General features: G+C 70.7%; 15 protein-coding genes. 11 read left to right on the top strand and 4 right to left on the bottom strand.

Annotation, left to right across the window (positions count from 1 at the left end):
• Window positions 1-7: 7 nt before the first annotated feature.
• Both G401_RS0102620 and G401_RS0102615 read left to right on the top strand, forming a co-directional pair.
• Window positions 8-1,018: an SDR family NAD(P)-dependent oxidoreductase gene (locus G401_RS0102620; protein ID WP_027341285.1), complete on the top strand. Its 1,011-nt coding sequence runs from the start codon at window positions 8-10 to the stop codon at window positions 1,016-1,018.
• The gene (locus tag G401_RS0102615; RefSeq protein ID WP_027341284.1) at window positions 1,015-1,725 is read left to right on the top strand and encodes a nucleotidyltransferase family protein; all 711 of its coding nucleotides are present in this window, start codon (window positions 1,015-1,017) and stop codon (window positions 1,723-1,725) included. The genes G401_RS0102620 and G401_RS0102615 overlap by 4 nt, the downstream gene beginning before the upstream one ends.
• 18 nt (window positions 1,726-1,743) lie before the next feature.
• Here G401_RS0102615 and G401_RS52250 read toward each other — a convergent pair whose 3' ends face one another.
• Together G401_RS52250 and G401_RS0102605 are read right to left on the bottom strand one after the other, a co-directional pair.
• The gene (locus G401_RS52250; RefSeq protein WP_211240642.1) at window positions 1,744-2,634 is read right to left on the bottom strand and encodes a glycosyltransferase; all 891 of its coding nucleotides are present in this window, start codon (window positions 2,632-2,634) and stop codon (window positions 1,744-1,746) included.
• Window positions 2,635-2,918: 284 nt separating this feature from the next.
• Window positions 2,919-4,637, bottom strand: a complete 1,719-nt coding sequence (locus tag G401_RS0102605) for an O-antigen ligase family protein (RefSeq protein ID WP_027341282.1) — start codon at window positions 4,635-4,637, stop codon at window positions 2,919-2,921.
• 246 nt (window positions 4,638-4,883) lie between these two features.
• Here G401_RS0102605 and G401_RS42940 point away from each other — a divergent pair, with 246 nt between their 5' ends.
• Window positions 4,884-5,960, top strand: coding sequence for an LCP family protein (locus G401_RS42940; protein ID WP_051366026.1), 1,077 nt, complete (start codon window positions 4,884-4,886; stop codon window positions 5,958-5,960).
• A 58-nt stretch (window positions 5,961-6,018) separates the two neighbouring features.
• On the opposite strand, the gene G401_RS58225 is transcribed toward G401_RS42940, so the two are convergent.
• Entirely contained in the window at window positions 6,019-8,085 is a 2,067-nt protein-coding gene (locus G401_RS58225; RefSeq protein WP_051366025.1) for a hypothetical protein, read from the bottom strand.
• A 188-nt stretch (window positions 8,086-8,273) separates the two neighbouring features.
• Here G401_RS58225 and G401_RS42930 point away from each other — a divergent pair, with 188 nt between their 5' ends.
• The 5 genes from G401_RS42930 to G401_RS0102570 all read left to right on the top strand — a co-directional run bounded on the left by G401_RS42930 (window position 8,274) and on the right by G401_RS0102570 (window position 16,652).
• Window positions 8,274-9,470, top strand: a complete 1,197-nt coding sequence (locus G401_RS42930) for an endo-1,4-beta-xylanase (protein ID WP_051366024.1) — start codon at window positions 8,274-8,276, stop codon at window positions 9,468-9,470.
• A gap of 247 nt (window positions 9,471-9,717) precedes the next feature.
• A complete protein-coding gene (ileS, locus tag G401_RS0102585; protein ID WP_027341281.1) occupies window positions 9,718-12,840 on the top strand; it encodes an isoleucine--tRNA ligase in 3,123 nt (1,040 codons plus the stop codon).
• A gap of 148 nt (window positions 12,841-12,988) precedes the next feature.
• Window positions 12,989-13,912, top strand: coding sequence for a hypothetical protein (locus tag G401_RS0102580; protein ID WP_027341280.1), 924 nt, complete (start codon window positions 12,989-12,991; stop codon window positions 13,910-13,912).
• 89 nt (window positions 13,913-14,001) lie between these two features.
• Window positions 14,002-14,685: a lysophospholipid acyltransferase family protein gene (locus G401_RS0102575; RefSeq protein WP_027341279.1), complete on the top strand. Its 684-nt coding sequence runs from the start codon at window positions 14,002-14,004 to the stop codon at window positions 14,683-14,685.
• 20 nt (window positions 14,686-14,705) lie between these two features.
• Window positions 14,706-16,652: a TIGR03960 family B12-binding radical SAM protein gene (locus tag G401_RS0102570; RefSeq protein WP_027341278.1), complete on the top strand. Its 1,947-nt coding sequence runs from the start codon at window positions 14,706-14,708 to the stop codon at window positions 16,650-16,652.
• A gap of 158 nt (window positions 16,653-16,810) precedes the next feature.
• On the opposite strand, the gene G401_RS0102565 is transcribed toward G401_RS0102570, so the two are convergent.
• Window positions 16,811-18,784 carry a hypothetical protein gene (locus tag G401_RS0102565; protein ID WP_027341277.1) on the bottom strand — a complete coding sequence of 658 codons (1,974 nt, stop codon included), beginning with the start codon at window positions 18,782-18,784 and terminating at the stop codon, window positions 16,811-16,813.
• Between the two features lie 190 nt (window positions 18,785-18,974).
• On the opposite strand from G401_RS0102565, the gene G401_RS42925 reads away from it, so the two are divergent.
• From G401_RS42925 to G401_RS0102550, 3 genes are all read left to right on the top strand, one after another.
• Window positions 18,975-20,024: a glycosyltransferase family 2 protein gene (locus G401_RS42925; RefSeq protein WP_281174128.1), complete on the top strand. Its 1,050-nt coding sequence runs from the start codon at window positions 18,975-18,977 to the stop codon at window positions 20,022-20,024.
• Between the two features lie 70 nt (window positions 20,025-20,094).
• Window positions 20,095-22,011, top strand: coding sequence for an arabinofuranosyltransferase (locus tag G401_RS0102555; protein WP_027341276.1), 1,917 nt, complete (start codon window positions 20,095-20,097; stop codon window positions 22,009-22,011).
• Between the two features lie 66 nt (window positions 22,012-22,077).
• The gene (locus G401_RS0102550; protein ID WP_281174130.1) at window positions 22,078-22,785 is read left to right on the top strand and encodes a TIGR03936 family radical SAM-associated protein; all 708 of its coding nucleotides are present in this window, start codon (window positions 22,078-22,080) and stop codon (window positions 22,783-22,785) included.
• Window positions 22,786-22,955: the final 170 nt, after the last annotated feature.

Genomic DNA, 22,955 nt, shown 5'->3' with positions numbered 1-22,955 from the left:
GATGTCTGTGACGAGCCACGTCGAGGACTGGTCGGGCCGTCGGGTGCTGGTGACGGGCGCGGGCGGCTTCATCGGCTCGCACCTCACCGAGCGGCTGGTCCGGTCCGGCGCCGAGGTACGCGCGATGGTGCGCTACAACGGCCGCTCCGACATCGGCATGCTGGCGCAGGTCGACCCGGACGTCCGGGCCGACCTGGAGATCGTGCCCTCCGACATCACCGACCCGTTCGCGGTACGCCGGGCCGTCGACGGCTGCGACACGGTGTTCCACCTGGCCGCGCTGATCGCGATCCCGTACAGCTACGTGGCGCCGGCGTCCTATGTGGCCACGAACGTCTCCGGCACGCTCAACGTCCTCGAAGCGGTACGCGATCTCGGCGTACGCCGGATGGTGCACACGTCGACGTCGGAGACCTACGGGACGGCCCTGTACACGCCGATCGACGAGAAGCACCCGCTGCAGCCGCAGTCGCCCTACTCGGCGTCGAAGATCGGGGCGGACGCGCTGGCGGAGTCGTTCTTCCGCTCGTTCGAGACCCCGGTCGCCACGATCCGGCCGTTCAACACCTACGGGCCGCGGCAGAGCGCCCGCGCGGTGATCCCGACGATCGCGTCGCAGGTGCTGGCCGGCCGGGAGAAGATCTCGCTCGGCGACCTGCGCCCGGTACGCGACCTCACCTTCGTCACCGACACGGCGGCCGGCTTCATGGCGGTCGCGGCGACGGACGCGTGCGTCGGCCGGGCCACCAACATCGGCAACGGCGCCGGCATCACCATCGGCGACCTCGCCCGGCTCATCGCGGAGATCGCCGGCCGGCCGGACGTGGAGATCGTGGCGGACGGCGACCGGCTGCGGCCGGCCCGCAGCGAGGTCTTCGAGCTCATCGCGGCCAACGCCCAGGCGAAGGAGCTGTGCGGCTGGACGCCCGCCGTCCGGCTGCGCGACGGCCTGGCCCAGGTCGTCGCGTACGTCCGCGACCACCTGCATCAGTACGACGTGGACCGGTACACGGTATGAGAGCGGTGATCCTGGCGGGCGGCCGGGGGACCCGCCTGCGCCCCTTCACGGTCAGCTTCCCCAAGCCGCTCATGCCGGTCGGCGACATCCCGATCCTGGAGATCCTGCTGCGGCAGCTGCGCTCGCACGGCGTCGTCGAGGTCACCCTGCTCACGGGACATCTCGCGTACCTGCTGGAGGGGTATTTCGAGGACGGGCACCGGCTCGACCTGAAAATCGACTACCTGCACGAGGAAGAACCGCTCGGCACCGCCGGCCCGCTGCGGCAGCTCGCCGGCCGGCTCGACGAGGACTTCTTCGTCATGAACGGCGACCTGCTCACCGACCTCGACTTCACCGCGCTCATGGCGGCCCACCGCCGCGCCGGCACGCTGGTCACCATCAGCACCTTCTCGCGCGCCGAGAAGATCGACCTCGGCGTACTGAAGATCGACCCCAACGGCGACGTGATCGGCTACGACGAGAAGCCCACGCTCTACGTCGACGTCTCCATGGGCGCGTACGCGATGTCGCCGGCGGCGCTCGAACGCGTACCGGCCGGGCGGTACGACATGCCGGAACTGATCCTCGACCTGCTCGCGGACGGTCAGCGGGTCAACAGCCGCGGGCACGACGGATTCTGGCTCGACATCGGACGGCCCGACGACTACGCCCTGGCCAACGAGATGTTCACCGACAATCCGCGGGCGTTCCTGCGCGACCTCTGAGCGGCCCGGCGCCGATTCTCAGCGGCCGACGGCGCTGACGCCCCACTTGGCGATCTCGCTGGCCGTCCGGTACGCCTTCATCCGCAGCCGGGACCGCCGCGGCGCGTACTCCGAGATGAGCCCGTACCAGGCGCCCAGGCCGGTCAGGCGCTTGTGGCTGATGTTGCTGTCGTGCCGGCGGAACTTGACGACCGGCTCGCCGAGGCGGACGGGCAGGATGTCGTGCCGCAGCGCGCGCAGCACGAGCTCGACGTCCACCTTGATGCGCATGTCCTCGTTGTAGCCGCCGAGGTCGGTCAGCACCCGCCGGTCGATGGTCATGCCGGAGTGCTTGAACGGCAGGCGCGGGCGGGTCAGCACGGCGCGCAGCATCTCCGGAGGGCTCTGGTACGCCGGCATCCGGATCACCCGCTGCGAGCTGTTCGTGATCTCCTCGTAGTCGGTGTAGACCCAGGGCGCGCCGGTCGCATCCAACAGTCCGCGCAGGTGGTCGAACGCGTCGGCGGTCAGCTCGTCATCGGAGTCCAGCACGGTGATGTAGCGACCGCGGGCGACCGCCAGGGCGGTGTTGCGGGCCGCCGCGATGCCGCGCGCCGGGCGCCGGACCAGCCGGATCCGCTCGTCGGCGAGCAGGCCGGCGTCGGCCAGCCCCTCCTGCGACGGGGTTCCCGAGCCGTCGTCGACCACGACGACCTCGACGTCAGCGGCCCCGGTCGCGAAGACACTCTGGATCGAGTTCACCAGCAGCGCCGAGCGGTCGCGGACCGCGATGCAGACGGAGAAGGTCGGCTTCACCGGCGTACGCGTGGCGGGGTCGATCGTCTCCGCCGGCGCCCGGACGTCGTGCACCTGCAACTGCCGCGGCACCTGCGCCGTCACGTCCACGCTGTCCGGTGGGAAGGGCGTCACCGGCCGGCCCGCCGTCATGGCAGCCCGTACCGACCCGGCCGGTCTCGGCCTCGCTCTTCGGGTCCCCCGCTGCGTCCGGACATGCTTCTACTCTGTTCCTCTTCGTCGGCGAAGACACGGAGGAGAGGTCAATCGAAATTGACAGATAGGTGCGTCGTTGCCTCCCCGTGGCCGCCTGAGTATAGCCGCTGCTCAGAAATGCGGGCTAGAGCTACGACCGGACGTCGGACCCGCCGGGGAGAGTGGACTGTCCGCCATGGCAGATGACGGCCGACCCCTGTTGATCAGGGCTGCGGTGCTCCGGAGCCGTTGATCCGCTCGTCCCGGCGGGGGTTGCGGGCGAGCGCCCGGATCTCGTCCGTGCTGAGGATCACGGTCTCGTCGGCGGCCCGGCCGTCCCGCATGCTGGGCAGCTGGGTGGTCTCGGCGGTCAGCGCCCGCAGCCGGGCCTGTGCCGCGGACTCCAGCGACCACCAGGCGAAGCCGAGAATGCCGAACAGCAGCGGCGGCAGCAGCGGATCCTCATAGGCCGGGGAGAGGACGGCGACCAGGGCGACGAACGGCATGACCGCGATCGCCCACAGCACCAGCGGATCCCGGGGCCGGCGCCGCTCCCGGCCGGTGGACCGCGTCGACTGCAGCAGCGGCCGGACGAGCATCCACAGCCACGCCGCGTACGCGAGCAGTCCGAGCAGGCCCGCCTCCATGCCCAGGTGCAGCCAGAACGAGTCGATCTGGACGGCCTGGAAGCCGTAGCGGTTGAAGCCCTTGGGGCCGAACTTCGGGTTCTTGTCCCAGTCCGGATTGTTCTTCTGCGCGACGACCCCGCCGAACTGCCCGATGCCGAAGCCGAGCAGCGGCTGCTTCTGCCACAGCTCGAAGGACTGCTGGAAGTAGAGGACGCGGATCTCGCGTACAGGCGCGGGGGAGGGGGAGTGGCTCACCTGCGGCGTGGGGCTCGCGGCCTTGGACGGCGAGCGTGACGGCCGGGCCGACGGGGCCGCGGACGTGGTCTCCTCCGGCTGGGGCGACGGCCGGGGCGTGGTCGCGGGCTTGGACGCGACCGGCTGGTGCGAAGTGGTACTGGCGGGATGGCGGAACGCGGTGAAGACGTTGCCGATACGCCGTTCCCACTCGGCCCGGTTCGCCGGCCGGGCCACGATCTGCAGGCCCGTGCACGCGACGATGACCAGGCAGAACACCACGATCTTCTTCGGCGGCGTACGCGCCACGAGTCCGATGACGACGGCACCGAGCACGACGCCGATCAGGGATTCGCGCGACTGGGTCGCGGACAGGGCGATCGCCGGCGGCACCAGGACCGCCCACCACCAGCGGGGCAGCGGGCGGCTGACCATGAAGGCCAGCAGGCCGAGCAGGACCAGGCCGAGCACGTGGCCGAGATGGTTGGGGTGCGGCAGCAGGCCCTGGGCGCGGTACTGGCCGGCCCACGTCAGGTCGACCCACCCCAGCATCCGGTACGCCGGCTCGCCGATGATCATCTGCAGGAGTGCGAGCAGCACGTTGACGCCGACGAGGACCCCGGCGACCGTCATCAGCCGGCGTCCGGTGCGGGGCGTCACGTCCGCCGACCGCAACGCGTAGAAGACCAGGGCACCGCGCAGGTAGACGAAGAGCGCGTCGGCCATGAGCTTCGGCGACGAGCCGTTGACCAGGCCGGCCAGCACCAGCACCACGACGAGCGCGGCCAGGGCCAGGTCGGCCGGCGTACGGAAGGACTTCCAGCGGCGGTCGACGGCGATCTTGGCGAAGGTGACGGCGGCGAGACCGAAGTAGAGGGCGTTCTTCAGTGTTTTCGGCCACTGGCTGGCCAGTTCGAGGTTCACCCGCGGATCGGTGCTCGTCGGACCGGTCAGCACCTGCGTCCACGTCTCCAGGAACACCTCGACCAGGAGGATCGCGAGCAGTGCGAGGAGCACAATGGACAGCAACCTGCTCAACCGGCGGGCGGTGGTGCGGCCGGCCGGCGAAGCGAGGGACATTGCGCTGGCCATCCTTCCTGATCGCGGCCCGAGGGCAGGACAGCTGTGGCGATGGCCCGATCACGGCCCCGTCGACGGCGCGGTCCGAGGGCAGGCAGAGGTTACCATCGTGGACCGGGCGGGGCAGCCCCGGCCGCCGCGGCTGTGATCATCATGGGGCACGACCGGCCGGACCCGACGTACCACATGTAACGAGCCGTTTGCGCGGCCCCGGGGGAGCCTGGTGCTGAGGCATAATCCATCCTCGTGACCTACCCCGACGCGCCCTCGACGGACGCCCCCGACGCCACCCCGACCGTTTCGGACGAAGCGACCGCGGCCCCCGACGGCACCCCGGCCGAGACCGCGCCGGCCAAGCGCCGCCGCTGGCCGAAGGTGGTCCTGATCGTCGGTGTCATCCTCGTCGTCCTCGCGGCCGGTGGCGCCATCGCCGGCTGGCAGTACGTTCGCCACATCGACAACTCGACCGTCACGCACGTCGACGACCTGGCCCAGATCCCCGAGCAGGACCGGCCGGTCAAGACGGTCACCGCCGCGATGAACATCCTGATGCTGGGCAGCGACTCGCGTAACCCGGAGCTGGACGGATCGCGTACGGACACGATCATCCTGGCCCACGTCTCGGCCGACCATAAGTCCGCGCAGCTCATCTCGATCCCGCGGGACACCTGGGTGAAGATCCCCAAGTCGGCGGACGGCCAGCACGGCGGCGTGACGGCGAAGATCAACGCGGCGTTCGCCTGGGGCGGCATCGCGCTGATGACGCAGACCGTCGAGTCCATCACCAAGGTACGCATCGACCACGTCGCGGTCATCGACTTCGCCGGGTTCGCCAAGGTGGTCGACACCATCGGCGGCATCGACGTCACGATCGACAAGACGTTCACCTCGATCCACGCGCCGTTCCGGGTGTTCCAGGCGGGCCGCCAGCACCTCAACGGCGAGGAGGCGCTCGACTACGCCCGCCAGCGCAAGCAGTTCAGCAACGGCGACTTCAGCCGGATCGAGCACCAGCAGCAGGTGCTGCGGGCGATCCTGAACAAGGCGACCACCGCGGGCATCCTGGCGAACCCGCTGAAGCTCAGCGACTTCCTCCAGTCGTGCGCGCAGACGCTGACGGTGGACCGCGGCTTCTCGGTCGTGGACACGGCCATGGACCTGCGCGGCATCTCCGGCGACCAGCTGCGGTTCATCACGAACCCGAGCAAGGGCACGGGCATGGTGTCGGGCCAGAGCGTGGTCTTCGCCGACGAGGCCCAGGACGCGGCGCTGTACAAGGCGATCGCGGACGACACGGTGAAGGACTGGAAGGCGACTTCCTGAGCCGCCGTACGCGAGAACGCCCGGCCGGATCACCGGCCGGGCGTTCTTTATGTGCTGGTCAGCGGCTCGCGCCGGACGGCGGCGGCGCCCACGGGTTGCCCGTGTTGGTCTCGTCCGCGTCGGCCGGCGGCTCGTCGGCGTCCTCGGGCCAGGCGAAATCGGCGAAGTCCGCCGGGACCGGCAGCGGGGCCGGCGGCTGCTCCACCACGGGCGGCACCGGGAAGGTGTGCAGTGACGGCTCCGACGCCACCGGCGGCAGGGGTGCCACGAGCGGCGCGGGCGTCACGGCCTCCTGCGGCGGCGCGGCCGGCTGGAAGATCGGCTGCTGGAAGATGGGCTGGTACGCCTCCGGCTGCTGGGCCACCGGCGGAGCCGCCACGGGCTGCTGCGCCACAGGCTGCTGCGGCACGGGCGGCTGCGCCACAGGCTGCTGGACTGCGGGCTGCTGGGCCGCGGGCTGGGCGAACGGCTGCTGAACGACCGGCTGCTGAACGAAGGGCTGTTGAACGACCGGCTGCTGAACGAAGGGCTGCTGAACCGCCGGCGGCTGCTGGGCCGGCAGGGGCGGAAGCTCGGACTCGGGCTGCGCCACCGGCGGGGCGACGGGCTGGGCCACCGGTGCGGCGGCCGTCTCCTGGGGCGCCGGGTACAGCGGCGGGACCGGCAGCTGCTGCGCGGCGGCCTGCTCCGGCTGGGCCGCGACCGGCGGCGGGACCATCGGCGGCCGCTGGACCGGCGGCTGCGGGATCATCGCGCCGGGCGTGGCGGGCTGCGGCTGGGTCAGCGGGTACGGGGCCGTCGGGTACTCGGGATAGCCGCCGCCCGAGATCGGGGGGACGCTCTGCGGGATGCCGGACGTCGGCGAGAACGGGTTGATCGAGATCGGCACGAGGATCTCGTCGGCCGCCCGGTCCCGGTGCGAGCGGCGTACCAGCATCAGCACGACCATCACGATGATGCCGATGAGCAGCGCCCCGCCGATCGCGGCCAGCAGGCCGACGAGCCACACCGGCATCGCCGAGCTGCCCGGCTGGCTGCCCTCGATGTTCATCCGGTCCGCGGCCTGGCGCCGGTAGTCGGCCGCCGTGCGGTTGTCGGGCTGCTCGGCGAGCACCTTGTCGAGCTGGGCGATGGCGTCGGAGTACCGGCCGCCGAAGTACGCGTCGATGCCCTGCCGGTACGCGTCGTCCGTCGAGGCCCCGGTGTTGTCGATCTTCTGATCGGTCATCAGCTGCTGGATCGTGGCGACCGTGGTCACCATGACCGGCCGGGTGTCGGTCGGGAAGTTCGCGTTCAGCAGCCCGACGACGTGCCCCTCCGAGTCGGTCAGCACGCCGCCGGCCGACTCCGGTCCGAGGTCGCCGTCGAGCCGGCCCTGGCCGCCGACCTCGCCGACGATGGCCGTCTGGCGGGACCGGACGGAGAACGACGCGCCGTCGGCCGGCTTGCCGTTCGCCGAGCGGTCGGCGGTCGTGAAGCCGGACGCGTACATGGAGGCGCCGGCGGCCGGCGGGGTGGCCGACAGGACGGCCGCGGGCAGCCCGGACACCGACAGCTTCAGCAGGGCCGCGTTGCCGTCGCGGATGGGCAGCCGGTCGGCGATCGTCGCCGTGATCGGGGTCGTCGCGCTCGCGGTCGCCGAGAACCGCTGCACGTAGACCGACAGTTCCGCGTTGCGGGTCTTGTCCTCGGTCGTGTAGACCGCGTTCTTGACGAGGTCCCGGGCGTAGCCGGCGGCCTTGTCCGGGGCCAGCTTCTTCTCCGCGACCAGGTTGCCGGCGACCACCGCGAACGCCCGCTGGCGCAGCACCTCGATGCCCGGGTCGAGGCAGTAGGTCGGGGTCACCGCGTACCCGGCGGTGTCGACGACCACGCCGGTGCAGGAGAAGCGCATGACGATCTGCTTCGGGTAGACCAGCGCCCCGGTCGAGCGCAGCCGCACGAAGCCCGCGTACCGCGCCTCGATGTAGATCAGCGACGGCGTGGTCAGGGCGGTGGCCCGCTCCTCCAGCGTGTAGGAGGGCGCCGCGGCCGCGGCCGGGCCCGGCACGGCCGCCGGCAGCGCGAGCGCGGCGAGGACGGCGGCGGACGCGCCCAGGCGGACGACGGAACGGCGAAGGAACATGGAGGCTCCGGGAGGGGTGGCGGCCGGAAAGGTCTTCCGGGCCAGTCTAGAGGTCGCGAGCTCACGCCACCCCGCGGCCGGTCGGCCGCCGCCCGTCCGGAGACCATGATCGACCGGTGGTATGAGGAGATGAGTCCGGTTCGGATAGGCTCCTGGGACACAAGCCGACGAGAGGAACAGCTGCCGACGTGGGATACCAGGGCCGGGCCAAGGTGGTCAGCCGTCCCACCGGCCGGCCGCGGTCGGTGCGTCCGCAGCTGCGCCTCGGGCCGCTGCGCCGCTCCCGTTCGACCCGCGTGCTCGCCGTGGCCGCGGCGCTCGTCGTGGTCTGGGTCGCGGTCGTCGTGGTGGTGATCGTGCGGATGTCGCCGTCGGGTCACGACCGCGTGGAGGCCAACCCCCCGGCGACGCCCACCGTGAGCGCTTCTCCCTCGGCCGCGGCGGCGTCGCTGCGTACGAGCGCCGGTGGCCGTGTCCACATCGGAACGGCGATGCGCCCGACCCTGCTCGACAACGTCGGGTACGCCGACCTCGTCGCCCGCGAGTTCGACTCGGTGACGGCCGAGAACGCGATGAAGTGGACCGAGATCCAGCGCACGCCGGACGATTTCGACTTCGCCACGGCCGACCGGATCATCGCCTTCGCCGCCGCGCACGACCAGGTCGTCTACGGCCACACGCTGCTGTGGCACTCGAACGTGCCGACGTTCGTCAACGAGTCCACCCCGCCCGACGTCGTACGCGACGAGGTGCGCACCTACGTCCAGACGGTCGCGGCCCGCTACCGGGGCAAGATCTGGGCCTGGGACGCGGTCAACGAGCCGCTGAACCCGGACGGTACGCCGCGCGACTCGATCTGGCGGCGGAAGCTGGGCGACAACTACATCGCCGACGTCTTCCGCTGGGTGCACGAGGCCGATCCGGGCGCGCGGCTGTTCATCAACGACTTCGGCATCGAGGTGGCGAACAAGAAGTCCGACGCCCTGCTGAACATGGTCCGGCAGCTGCGCAACGAGGGCGTACCGGTCGGCGGGGTGGGTTTCCAGACGCACATCCAGTCCACGACGCCGCTGGCGAAGATGAAGGCGAACCTGCAGCGGTTCGCCGCGCTCGGGATCAAGGTGGCGATCACCGAGCTGGACGTGCGCATCCAGCTGCCGACCACGCCGGCGACGCTCGACCAGCAGGCCGCCCAGTACGCCGCCGCGGTCCGCGCCTGCCTGGCCGTCCCGGCCTGCGCGTCGATCACGGTGTGGGGCTTCAGCGACGCCCTGAGCTGGATCGACGCGAACTACAAGGGCTGGGGCGCGGCCTGCCTCTTCGATACGCAGGACCAGCCGAAGCCGGCGTACCAGGCCACGCTCAGGGCGCTGCGGGGCTCCTGAAATCCAGGTGCGGCCCGGGGTATCCTGGTCGCACAGGCATCGACCCGGCGATCACCGGTGAGCCTCCGGAAGAAAAGCCCGCCGTACCCCGGTGGGCTCGGTAGAACCGGACGGGGCGGCCCGTCACAGCCGACAACGAGCGGCCCGGCGTACGTCACCGGGCAAGCGAGGTGGTACCGCGGGCGGCCCGGCCGGGCTGTTCGTCCTCGCGCACAGTGACCGGACTGTACGCGAGAGAGGACCACTCATGGCGTACCCCCTGCACGAGGCGCTCGGCGGCGTGCCCGCCAGCCCCGACCTGCCCGCCGTCGAGCGCAAGGTGCTCGAATTCTGGGCGGCCGACAAGACGTTCGAGGCGTCGGTGGACGGCCGTCCGGCCGACGACGAGTTCGTCTTCTACGACGGCCCCCCCTTCGCCAACGGCCTGCCGCACTACGGCCACCTGCTGACCGGCTTCGCCAAGGACGTCGTGCCGCGCTATCAGGCGATGCGCGGCAAGCGCGTCGAGCGGCGGTTCGGCTGGGACTGCCACGGCATGCCGGCCGAGGTGGAGGCCGAGAAGCAGCTCGGCATCACGACCAAGGCCGAGATCCTGGCGCTGGGCGTCGAGAAGTTCAACGACTACTGCCGCGAGTCCGTGCTGCGCTACACCAACGAGTGGGAGCGCTACGTCACCCGGCAGGCGCGGTGGGTCGACTTCGAGAACGACTACAAGACCCTCGACAAGCCCTACATGGAATCGGTCATGTGGGCGTTCAAGAACCTGCACGACAAGGGGCTGATCTACGAAGGCTTCCGCGTGCTCGCGTACTGCTGGCGGTGCGAGACGCCGCTGTCCAACACCGAGACGCGGATGGACGACGTCTACAAGGACCGGCAGGACCCGGCCCTGCACGTGCTGTTCCAGCTGCTCGACGCCGACGGGAACAAGGCCGAGAAGATCGCGGTCTGGACGACCACGCCGTGGACCCTGCCGTCCAACCTCGCCCTCGCCGTCGGCCCGGCCCTGACCTACGCCGTGCTCCAGAACGAGTCCGGCGACAAGGTGATCATGGGTTCCTCCCGGGTCTCCGCGTACGCGAAGGAGCTCGACGGGTACGCGCAGGTGGCCGAGGTCACCGGGGCCGAACTGGCCGGCCGGCGGTACGTGCCGCTCTTCGATTACCTCGTCGAGCAGGCCGGCGAGAACGCGTTCCAGGTGCTCGCGGCCGATTTCGTCAGCGACTCCGACGGCACCGGCGTGGTGCACCTGGCGCCCGCCTTCGGCGAGGACGACCAGAACGCGTGCAACGCGGCCGGCGTACCGACGATCGTGACGGTGGACGCGCACACCCGGTTCACCTCGCTCGTGCCCACCTACGAGGGCCAGCAGGTCTTCGAGGTCAACAAGCCGGTGATCCGGGAGCTCAAGGACCGGGGCGGCGTCGTGCTGCGGCAGGACACCTACACCCACTCCTACCCGCACTGCTGGCGCTGCGACACCCCGCTCGTCTACATGGCCGTGTCGAGCTGGTTCGTCGCCGTGACCCAGTTCAAGGACCGCATGGTCGAGCTGAACCAGCAGATCACCTGGACGCCCGAGCACATCAAGGACGGCTCGTTCGGCAAGTGGCTGGCCAACGCCCGGGACTGGTCGATCTCCCGGAACCGGTTCTGGGGCTCGCCGATCCCGGTGTGGAAGTCGGACGACCCGGCGTACCCGCGCATGGACGTGTACGGCTCGATCGAGGAGCTGACGCGCGACTTCGGCGTGGAGGTGCAGGACCTGCACCGGCCCTTCATCGACTCGCTGACCCGGCCGAACCCGGACGACCCGACGGGGAAGTCCGTGATGCGCCGCGTACCGGAGGTGCTCGACTGCTGGTTCGAGTCGGGCTCGATGCCGTTCGCCCAGGTCCACTACCCGTTCGAGAACCGCGAGTGGTTCGAGTCGCACTATCCCGGTGACTTCATCGTCGAGTACATCGGGCAGGTACGCGGCTGGTTCTACACGCTGCACGTGCTGGCCACGGCGCTGTTCGACCGGCCGGCGTTCTCGAGCTGCGTGGTGCACGGCATCCTGCTCGGCGAGGACGGCCGGAAGATGTCCAAGAGCCTGCGCAACTATCCCGACGTGTACGAGATGTTCGACAAGTACGGCGCGGACGCCATGCGCTGGATGCTCATGGCCTCGCCCGTGCTGCGCGGCGGCGACATGCCGGTGTCCGAGTCCGGCATCCGCGACGCGGTACGCCAGGTGCTGCTGCCGCTGTGGAACGTCTACTACTTCTTCACCCTGTACGCCAACGCCGCGGACCACACCGCCCGGCGCAGCGTGGACAGCACGAACGTGCTCGACCGCTACGTGCTGGCGAAGACCGAGGAGCTGGTGGGCAAGGCGACGGCGGCGATGGACGCGTACGACCTCTCGGGGGCGTGCGCCGCGGTCCGGTCCTATCTGGACGCGCTGACCAACTGGTACGTGCGCCGCAGCCGGGACCGGTTCTGGGCGGGCGACGCCGAGGCGTTCGACACGCTGTACACCGTGCTGGAGACGCTCTGCCGGGTGGTGGCGCCGCTCGCGCCGCTGACCGCGGAGGAGATCTGGCGCGGCCTGACCGGCGGCCGTTCGGTGCACCTGGCCGACTGGCCCGCGAAGGGGGAACTCCCGGCCGACGACGACCTCGTCACGACCATGGACGCCGTACGCGACGTCTGCTCGGCCGCGTTGTCGCTGCGCAAGGCCCAGGGGCTGCGCGTACGCCTGCCGCTGTCGACGCTGACCGTCGCGGCGCAGGGGGCGCAGCGGTTGCGGCCCTTCGCGGATCTCGTGGCCGACGAGGTGAACGTGAAGAAGGTCGAGCTGACCGAGGACGTCTCGGCCCACTGCGAGCAGGTGCTGACGGTGGTGCCGCGGGCGCTCGGGCCGCGTGTCGGCGGGGCCGTGCAGACGGTGATCAAGGCCGTGAAGGCGGGGGAGTGGTCGCTGGTCGACGGCGCTCCGGTGGCGGCCGGGGTGACCCTGCAGGAGGGCGAGTACGAGCTGAAGCTGGTCGCGCAGGCCGGCTCCTCGGCGGTCCCGGTCTCCGGCGGCGTGGTGCTGCTCGACACCGAGGTCACCGCGGAGCTGGCGGCCGAGGGCCTGGCCCGCGACGTCGTGCGGGCCGTGCAGCAGGCGCGCCGCGAGGCGGATCTGCGGGTGTCGGACCGCATCGCGCTGACCCTGTCCGCCTCGGACGAGGTCATGGCGGCGGTACGCGCCCACGAGGAGTTCGTGAAGGGTGAGGTGCTGGCGATCGGGCTGACGTTCGGCGCGGTCGACGGCGGCTACACCGGCGAGGTCGGCGACGGCGGCACCGTCGCCATCTCCGTCGTCCCCGTCACCGCCTGATCGCTTCCGCCTGATCCACTTCCGACGATCCACCTTTCGACGATCTTGCGCGAGTGTCTCGAATTCCGCGGCGTATGCCCGGAAGGCCCGAACATTCGCGCAAGATCGTCGCTGAGGGGGGCGTGGAGGGGGCGGTAGGGTCGCGGGCATGCGCTCCCGTCTCGCCGCGGCCCTGCTGTCGATGACCGCGCTCGCGACCGCGGCCTGCGGTCCCACCGCGGCGCCGGCCTGGGCGCCCTCGCGCCCCGGGCAGCCGCAGGCGAGCCCGTCCGGCCCGCTCACCGCGGCGGGCCTGGTCGCGATCCTCCAGGAGACCGCCGCCCTCAACGCGCAGGTCGACACCGAGCGGCAGAAGCTCATCGCGAAATGCATGGCGGCCAAGGGTTTCCGCGTACACCCGGCGGCGGTCTCCAACGTCCCGCCGTTCCGCAGCCCGCTGCCCGAACCGGCGACCTGGACTCTCGACAAGACCCAGGCCGCGACCATCGGCTACGGCTACGGCGAGACCCTGCGCAACCCCGCGCCGTCGGACTCGCCCGCCGCGAAGACCGCCTTCGACAATCTTCCCCCCGCGCAACAGCGGCAGTACGCGACCACGCGCGACGCGCAACCGAACGGCTGTGCCGCCCAGGCCCGCAAGACCATGATCGGCCCGAGTCCCGCCCCGGTACGCTTCGGCGCCCCCTCGCCCAGCGACCTGCTGACGACGCCCGTGGAACAGGCCTCGGCGGACAAGCGGGTGACGACGATGCTGTCCGCCTGGTCGGGCTGCATGAAGAAGGCCGGGTACGCCGGACTGCACGACGTCGACGAGGCGTACAAGATGACCATGCGCAGGTACGGCGCGCACGGTGAGCCGCCGGTGTACACCAGAACCCGGGAGCTGGCGGAGATCAAGCAGGCCGGCGCCGATGCGCGCTGCCGCGAGCAGGTCACGATGGCATCGGTGATGGTGACTGTGATCACGGAGCGGGCGACGACCCTGTTGCTGAAGTATGAACAGTGGATCGTCGCCTGGCGCGACGACGCGCGTCAGCAGCTCGAACGGCTCCGCGCCCAAACTGGCGGGTAACTGGGACGGCCATCCGCCGGGCGGCGGGCGTTCGAGCTGGCTAGGGTATGTTCAGCGGCTGTCGCGTCGAGAGGCTTTGGAGGCCAGCGGTGCCCGTGCTTTACACGGTCGGTCAGTGGACGGTCGCGCCTGCCCTGCGTATCGGATGGCGGCCGGACGTCGAGGGACTGGACAACGTCCCCGAGACCGGTGGCCTGATCTTCGCCGGCAACCACCTCTCGGTGGCCGACGAGATCTTCCTGGGCGCGGTGCTGCAGAAACGCAAGGTCGCCTTCTGGGCGAAGTCCGACTACTTCACCGGCAAGGGCCCCACGGGTCTGTTCTTCCGTACGCTGATGACCGGCCTCGGCGCCATCCCCGTCAACCGTGAAGGCGGCCGGGCGGCCCTGTCGGCGTTCGACGCCGCCATCCCGCACCTGCAGGGCGGCGGCACCGTCTGCGTCTACCCGGAAGGCACGCGCTCGCCCGACGGCCGGCTGTACCGGGGGCGTACCGGGGTGGCGCGGCTGGCGCTGGCGGCCGGCGTACCGATCATCCCGGTCGGCAACATCGGCACCGACAAGATCCAGCCGACCGGCCAGCTGCTGCCGAAGTTCAAGCGCGGCGAGGTCAAGATCCGGATCGGCGAGCCGATCAGCGTGGAGAAGTGGCAGGGCGCGGAGCAGACGTCGACCGCCGCGCGCGAGATCACCGACGTGGTGATGGCGGCCATCCAGAAGATGACCGGCCAGGAGTATGTCCCGCGTTACGCGCCCAAGAGGGTCGAAAGCTGAGTGCAGTACCCTGGTTCGTTATGGGTGTGAACACGTCGCCGACCGTCTGGCCACAGCTTGAACAGCTTCTTCCGCTGGTCTCGAAGCCTATCCAGTACGTCGGAGGCGAACTGGGGGCCACCGTCAAGGAGTGGGACTCCGCCGCCGTCCGCTGGGTGCTCTCGTACCCGGACGCGTACGAGGTGGGGTTGCCGAACCAGGGCGTACAGATTCTCTATGAGGTACTCAACGAGCAGCCGGACGTCCTGGCCGAGCGTACGTACGCGGTCTGGCCGGATCTTGAGAAGCTGATGCGCGAGCGGGGCGTGCCGCAGTTCACGGTGGACGCGCACCGTCCCGTACGCGACTTCGATCTCTTCGGCATCTCCTTCGCCACCGAGCTCGGCTACACCAACATGCTCACCATGCTCAGCCTGGCCGGGATCCCGCTGTCGGCCGCCGACCGGGACGAGTCGCACCCGGTCGTGGTGGCCGGCGGGCACGCCGCGTTCAACCCGGAGCCCATCGCGGACTTCGTGGACGCGGCCGTCCTCGGCGACGGCGAGGAGGCGGTGCTCGAGATCACCGCGATCGTCCGGGCGTGGAAGGCCGAGGGCCGGCCCGGGGGCCGCGACGAGCTGCTGCTGCGGCTGGCGCGTACCGAGTCGGTGTACGTGCCGCGCTTCTACGACGTGGACTACCTGCCGGACGGGCGTATCCAGCGGGTCGTGCCCAACCGCGCGGACGTGCCGTTCCGTGTGCACAAGCGCACGACCATGGACCTCGACGCCTGGCCCTACCCGAAGAAGCCGCTGGTCCCGCTGGCCGAGACCGTGCACGAGCGGTTCGCCGTCGAGATCTTCCGCGGCTGCACGCGCGGCTGCCGTTTCTGCCAGGCCGGCATGATCACCCGTCCGGTCCGCGAGCGGTCGATCACGACCGTGGGGCAGATGGTGAAGGAGGGGCTGGAGTTCTCCGGCTTCCACGAGGTCGGCCTGCTCTCGCTGTCGAGCGCCGACCACAGCGAGATCGGCGACATCTGCTCCGGCCTCGCCGACCAGTACGCCGGAACCAACGTCTCTTTGTCCCTCCCGTCGACCCGGGTGGACGCGTTCAACGTCACGCTGGCCGAGGAGCTGTCGCGCAACGGCCGGCGTACCGGGCTGACCTTCGCTCCCGAGGGCGGCTCCGAGCGCATGCGCAAGGTGATCAACAAGATGGTCACCGAGGAGGACCTGATCCGGACGGTCGTGACGGCGTACACGCACGGGTGGCGGCAGGTGAAGCTGTACTTCATGTGCGGCCTGCCCACCGAGACCGACGAGGACGTGCTGCAGATCGCCCGGCTCGCGCACGAAGTGATCAAGGCCGGCCGGGCCGCCACCGGTACGCGCGACATCCGCTGCACGGTCTCGATCGGCGGTTTCGTGCCCAAGCCGCACACGCCGTTCCAGTGGGCCGCGATGTCGAGCCCGGAGGTCATCGACGACCGGCTGCGCCAGCTCAAGCAGGCGGTCAACGCCGACAAGTCGGTCGGCCGGGCGATCGGCCTGCGCTACCACGACGGTGAGCCGTCGCTCATCGAAGGCTTGCTGGCCCGGGGTGACCGCCGCGTCGGCGCGGTCATCCGCGAGGTGTGGGAGCAGGGCGGCCGGTTCGACGGCTGGAGCGAGCACTTCGCCTACGCCCGCTGGGTCGACGCGGCGGCCAAGGTGCTGCCCGCGTACGGGGTGGACCTCGCCTGGTTCACCACCCGGGAGCGCGAGGAGGCCGAGGTCCTGCCCTGGGACCACCTCGACTCCGGGCTGGACAAGGACTGGCTCTGGCAGGACTGGCAGGACTCGCTGCGCGAGTACGAGCAGGACGACTGCCGCTGGACGCCCTGCTTCGACTGCGGCGTCTGCCCGGCCATGGACACCGAGATCCAGGTCGGCCCGACCGGGCGCAAGCTGCTCCCGCTCACGCCCGTCGACGGTCTGCGCGTCTGACCCACCCCGGCTTCACCCGCTTGACGCTGCCAAGATCCCGTTTGGATCACGGTTGTCACCCGAATCATGGCCCAAGATTCGGGTGATTTCCCTGATCCAAGCGGGATCTTGCCGTTGCGCGCGTTGCGCGCGTTGCGCGCGCTGCGCGGTGGTGCGGGTCAGGCGGCGGGGAGTTCGAACACGGCGGCGTCGCCGCGGTCGTAGACCAGGTTGGCGTACTCCTTGAGGTCGGCCCAGTTCGGCGTCAGGCGCTTGTCGACGAAGAGCCAGCGCACGCCGTACTCCTGGCGGAGCCGGGCCACGTTCTCCTTCGTCGGGTGCGCGAACACCGCGTCGTTGTCGGCCAGCACCTGCGGCTTCCAGTAGGGCAGCACGTGGTAGTCGGGCACGGCCTTGACCGCCAGCGGGTACCAGGTCGGCGCGTACGCCCAGCCCTCGACGAGCATGCGGCGCTCGGCGTACGCGGAGACCCAGAAGCTCCGGTTGTCGCACCGGCCCCGCACCATCAGGCAGTGGACGTTGGTGGCCACGAGATCGTCCGGCGACGAGTGGTCGCGCAGCCAGCGGGCGGCCTCGACACCGCCGCGCGGGATCTGGCCGTGGGTCGCCTTCGGATAGGCGCGCGGGCCCTGCGTGGTGGCGGCCTTGATCGTCGAGGCCTCCAGCTCGGAATCCGAGAACGCCGAGAACACCATGATCCCCACGAGGAGCGCCGCGAGAAGCTGGTTCACCCTGGTACGCGTACTCAGGAGGTTGACGAGGCCGGCCACGGCGGCGAGCGCGAGGTAGGGCCGCGCGGACATGAGGAAGTAGTACTGGCTGGCGCCCGGCTGGGTGGTGAGCAGGACGGCGCCGAAGCCGGCGAGGCCGAGGCCGAGGCAGAGCAGGACGGCGCGGTCGGCGAAGCGGCGGCGCCAGAACAGGCCGGCGATGCCCGCCCAGGCGATGCACCAGGCGAGGATCGCGCCGGCCAGGACGGCGAGGCGGGCACGGCCGGGGCGGTACATCGAGCCCAGGAAGTTGATTTCGAGCCCGGTGGACGATCCGCCGAAGATGAAGACCATCGCCACGCCCAGAAGAGCGAGCACGATGAGGAAGGCGGTCAGCGTCGTGCGGCCCACCCGCCGCCGCGCGACCAGCTCGGCCACCGCGACCAGGGCCAGCGCCGCGAGCAGCATCGGCAGGAAGGTGGCCTTGCCGCCGGCGACACCCAGGGTGAGCACCGCGAACAGCGCCCAGTCGGTCCGTCGCGGCGTCCCTCGCCACATCAGGATCAGCAGGTACGCGAGGCCGGCGAACACCACGTTGCCGAAGCTCTGCGTCGGGCTGGTCCACAGCACGGTGAGCGGGGTCGCGGTGCTGTACCGGCCGAACGGGGCGGCCGCGAAGAAGGTGAGGAAGACCGCCGCGGGCCCGGCCCACCAGGCGCCGGTGATCTGCTTCGCGAGGACGGCGACGAGCACCACCAGCGCGGCCAGCATCGGCAGGACGGCCAGGCGCAGCAGCAGGACCTGCAGCTCGATGCCGGTGCCCCAGCTCGCCGCGGCCAGGTGGGCGTGGAAGAAGTAGTGGTAGTGCAGCGGTTCGCCGGCGACGAACGGGATCCGGCCCGGGAAGTGGTTCTTCAGCTCGCCGGCCAGCGCCTGCTGGAACGGGATGTCGGGGTAGGGCGTCGAGTCGCCGGGCCAGTCGAGGCCGTGGCCGCGGAAGAAGTTGATGCCGCTCCAGGCCACCAGGACCAGGACGAATCCGGCCAGCAGCCACGACCACCACCACGGCGTACGCTCGCCGGAACCGCGCCAGTGCCGGCGCAGTCCGGGAACGCCGGCGAACAGCCCGAGGACGGCCAGCGTCGGGACGACCGCGAGCTGCGGAAGCCCCACCGCGCGCAGCGCCAGGTACACCAGGACGGACAGCGCGTACCCGAGGGCGGTGCCGGCGGCCACGTCGGCGGCCAGCAGCCCGGATCCGCCGCGCAGCAGACGCCACAGCAGGGTCCCCGGCACCACGACGACGAGCAGCAGGTACGCGGAGAACTTCGCGACGTCGGCGGCGGAGACGCCGTAGAGGACCACGAAGACGGCGGTGAGGGCGGCCGTCAGAGCGGCCGGTATCCATCCACTGCGCAGCACGCGCCGAACTTTACAGTCCCGGCGCGGCCGGCTCCGCCCCGTGACGCGCGACGGACCGTGTCGACCATGATCAGCAGTGTGACCTGCGGTGATGCGGGCCACCCGGGCATCGCCCCGGCCGGCGGGCCCGACCGTGCGGACGCGCGGGGACGGATCTCACCTGGCCGTCGCGCGGCCTATAGTACGTGTCGTGAAGGCCACCGATACCGCCGCAAACGCAGCTCCGAAGCTGTCGGTCGTGATCCCGATGTACAACGAGGAGGCGGTCCTGCCCCTGCTCGTGGCCCGGTTGCGGCCGGTGCTCGACGGGATCGGCTGCACCTACGAGGTCGTCGCGGTCGATGACGGCAGCCGGGACGACACGGCGGCGATCGTGCACATGATGCGCGCGTCCTGGCCGCAGCTGCGCCTGGTCCGGCTGCGCCGCAACAGCGGACACCAGGCGGCCCTGACCGCCGGCCTGCACCGGTCGCGGGGCGACTACGTGGCCAGCATCGACGCCGACCTGCAGGACCCGCCCGAGACCATCGCCGAGATGCTGGCGAAGGCCGAGGAGGAGGACCTCGACATCGTCTACGGCGTACGCGGGGACCGGACGACCGACACCTGGTTCAAGCGGAACACCGCCGGCATCTACTACGGCCTCATGCGCCGCATCGTCGGCAAGAAGGTCCCCTCCGGCGCCGGCGACTTCCGGCTGCTCAGCCGCTCGATGGTCGACGCGCTCAAGGGCCTGCCGGAGAAGACCCCGGTCTACCGCCTGATCGTGCCGTGGCTCGGCTTCCCGAGCGGCGAGGTCACCTACACCCGCGAGAAGCGGGCCGCCGGCGAGAGCAAGTACCCGCTGAGCAAGATGCTCAAGCTGACCGTCGACAGCATCATCAGCTTCACCGCCGCCCCGCTGCGGATCGCCATCTGGCTCGGCGCCGTCGGCGTCCTGGCCTGCCTGGTCGGGATCGTGACCACCCTGATCGCGTACGCGAACGGGCACACGGTCGCCGGCTGGACCTCCCTCTTCCTGGTCGTGCTGCTGTTCGGCGCCACCCAGCTGCTGTGCCTGGGCCTGCTCGGCGAGTACGTCGGGCGGATCTACCAGGCCGTGCAGGGCCGCCCGGCCTTCTACATCGGCTACGACTCGGCGGAGGAGAACGGGCCCGTCCAGCTGGGCGACGTGCTCTCCGACTCGGCCGACTCCGAGGATCTCGATGGCATCGGTCGACGGCAGCCCGTCTCCCACTGACGACGGGCCGCCCGGCGCGCTTCCCGGGCCCGGCACCCCTCGGCTCCCCCCAGCCCCTAAGGACGAAGACGTGCAGACCGTTGGTCTCGCGGAACCGGCCGCCGCGCCCTCGTCGGCGGAACCGGCCGAGAACCCGCCCACCCCGCGTACGCCCTGGTGGCGTTCGAGTGCCGCGACCGCGATCGTCACCTGGCTGATCGCCGTGCCGGTGGCCTTCGTGGTCCCCAAGGTCCTCAAGCTCAACCCGATCTCGGTGCACGGCGCGATCATGCCGATGCTGGCCCTCATCGGCGGCCTGACGGTCCTGGCGATCGTCTGGCTGCGCCGGCCGATCGGCGAGGCCGTCACCGGGATCGCCGCCGGCCTGCTGGCCGCCTGGTTCGTGCTGCTCGGGCGCGCGATGCTCTACGGCACGCCGTTCGGCTACGAGGGCATGGAAGGCGACGCCAAGCGGATCGTCGCCCTCGCGCTGCGCTACTCGACCACGGTCATGCCGGTCGACGCGGTGACGAAGGGCGTACCGGCCGAGTATCCGCCGCTGTTCGCCTGGCTCGTCGGCCGCGGTTCGGTGCTGACCGGGGTCCCGCCCTACCACCTCATCGCGTACGCGCAGGTGCTGACGGTCTCCTTCGCGGTGCTGGCCGCCTTCCTGCTCTGGCGCCGGATGGTCCCGTCGGTCGCCGCCCTGTGCATCGCCGGGGTGACCCTCATCGGGCAGTCCGACGCCGCCAAGGCGTACGAGCTGATCTCGCTGTTCGTGGTCGTGCCCTGGATCCTGCTGACCTTCGCCAAGCCGCCCCGCGGCCGGCTGCACTGGCTGCCGGCCGGGATCATCGGCGGCCTGATGGTGTTGAACTACCAGGGCTACTTCGTCTTCGCGGTCTTCGCCGTCCTGTACTTCATGTACTCGGCCTGGCGTACGGCGGAGCACCGCTGGGCCGAGGTCCGCCGGTGGATCTTCATCGCGGTCACCGCCTTCGTCGTGGCGTCCTGGTACCTGGTGCCCTACATCCACGGCACGCTGACGCTGCCGGCCAAGATGACCAGCGACACGCTGGAGGCGCCGGACTACATCGACAACCCGATCCAGCTGCCGTTCCTCAGCGTGGCCGCGTCCAGCGTCCTGCTCGTCGCCGGGCTGGTCGGCATCGTGTGGTTCTTCCGGCAGCAGTGGTGGGCCCGGTCGCTCGGCGTCCTGCTGATCGGCACCGGGCTGTTCTACGTGCTCGCCGAGCTGCGGTTCATGCTCTCCGGCCACAACATGTTCGCCCACTACTCGGTCCGACTGGTCGCCGAGGTGCTCGCCGTGGCGGGCGTACTGACCCTGGCGGAATGGCTCCGGGCGGCGGCGGGACGGTTCGACGCGGTCCGCGTACGGTCCACGGCGATCATCCTGATCAGCGTGTACGCGGTGCTGATCGGCCAGAGTTACTGGCAGGGCTGGAAGCCGACGACGGTCCCGAACGTGCACAACCCGCGGGTCAACCTGGACGTCGAGGACCTGAACCCGGCCGACGCCCCGCTGACCGAGCCGCTGCCCGACGGGAGCATGCCGAAGTTCGCCAACCCGGCGGCCCGGGCGCAGAAGTGGCTGCCGGTGTGGCAGATCCGCGACGCGGTCGAGCGCGTCTACGGGCCCGGCTACAAGCCGACCGTGCTGACCGTCGACGAGAAGCTCTTCGCGTACCTGCCCTGGTACGTGTACGCCCAGCCGGCCGGCATGGTCGTGTCGGGCACCTTCGCGCAGGGTCCCCGGCGCGAGGCGGCGGTCGACAAGCTCGCGGCGCAGACCGACCCCGCCGAGTTCGCCCGGATGGCCGGGAACCTCGACCTCGGTCCGATCGACGCGTTCATCCTGAAGGTGGACCCCGACGGCAAGTGGCGCTGGCGCGGCGCGACACGATTCGACCCGAAGGTCTTCTCGGACCCGTCGTTTGAGATCGTGCACGTGGCGAACGACTACGTTGTCGTCATCCGGAAGCCTTAGGAGGGCGTACGCGTGGCCAGGAAACAACCCGAGGGCGGCCAGGCCCCGGTCGTCCAGCGCATCCGCATCCGGTACGCGAAGCGCGGTCCGCTGCGTTTCACCAGCCACCGGGACTTCGCGCGGGCGATCGAGCGGGCCATCCACCGGGCGAACGTGCCGATCGCGTACTCCCAGGGGTTCACGCCGCACCCGAAGATCTCGTTCGCCTCGGCCGCGCCGACCGGCGTGGCCAGCGAGGCGGAGTACCTGGAGCTGGGGCTGCAGGCGCGGGTCGACCCGGACCGGCTGCGGGCGGCGCTGGACGCGGCCCTCTCGCCGGGCCTGGACGTCATGGAGGCGGTGGAGGCGGCCGCTCCCGGCAGCCTCGCCGACCGGATCGAGGTCTCGCGGTGGCGGATCGAGCTGCCGGAGATCACCGAGGAGGAGCTGCGGCGCGCCGTCGCGGCCTTCGAGGCGGCCCCCGAGGTGGTCGTCGAACGGCTCACCAAGCAGGGACGACGCTCGTTCGACTGCCGGGCGGCGGTGGCGGCGATCACGGTGATCTCACCACCTGAAGCTGTCGCCGATGCCCAGTATGCGATACTCGACCTTGTCGTACGGCAGGTGACACCGACCGTGCGGCCCGATGATGTACTCGCTGGGCTGCGTGTCGTGGCGGATCTGCATCAGCCGGTCCCGCCCCGGGCGACGAGGATCGCCCAGGGCACGCTCAGGGACGGCGAGATCGTCGATCCGCTGGACGCGGATCGCGAGGCGTCGTCGGTCGAGCGCTAGACCCCGGAAAGGTCGCGCGCGCGAAGACGGACTTGGGTACGGCGGCCGGTGGGCCGCCGGCCTGGTGACTATAAGGAGCACGCCCTGCGTGGCTGCGTACGCGCGCCCGGGGAGTGCCAGAACTGGAGAACGTCCGGATGCTCGACAACGAGCCCGCCGAGGCCGCGCGA

It is taken from the genome of Hamadaea tsunoensis DSM 44101, from assembly GCF_000428945.1.
In the GTDB taxonomy this organism is placed as follows: Bacteria; Actinomycetota; Actinomycetes; order Mycobacteriales; family Micromonosporaceae; genus Hamadaea; species Hamadaea tsunoensis.
Note: the sequence above shows the minus strand (reverse complement) of the source record. Positions and strands in the feature narration are given on the sequence as shown.

What these genes read in the sequence shown, in the direction of transcription:
- G401_RS0102615 (WP_027341284.1), top strand. Translation starts at nt 1,015, where the DNA reads ATGAGAGCGGTGATCCTGGCGGGCGGCCGGGGGACCCGCCTGCGCCCC.
- G401_RS0102605 (WP_027341282.1), bottom strand. Translation starts at nt 4,637, where the DNA reads ATGTCCCTCGCTTCGCCGGCCGGCCGCACCACCGCCCGCCGGTTGAGC.
- G401_RS58225 (WP_051366025.1), bottom strand. Translation starts at nt 8,085, where the DNA reads ATGTTCCTTCGCCGTTCCGTCGTCCGCCTGGGCGCGTCCGCCGCCGTC.
- ileS (WP_027341281.1), top strand. Translation starts at nt 9,718, where the DNA reads ATGGCGTACCCCCTGCACGAGGCGCTCGGCGGCGTGCCCGCCAGCCCC.
- G401_RS0102580 (WP_027341280.1), top strand. Translation starts at nt 12,989, where the DNA reads ATGCGCTCCCGTCTCGCCGCGGCCCTGCTGTCGATGACCGCGCTCGCG.
- G401_RS0102570 (WP_027341278.1), top strand. Translation starts at nt 14,706, where the DNA reads ATGGGTGTGAACACGTCGCCGACCGTCTGGCCACAGCTTGAACAGCTT.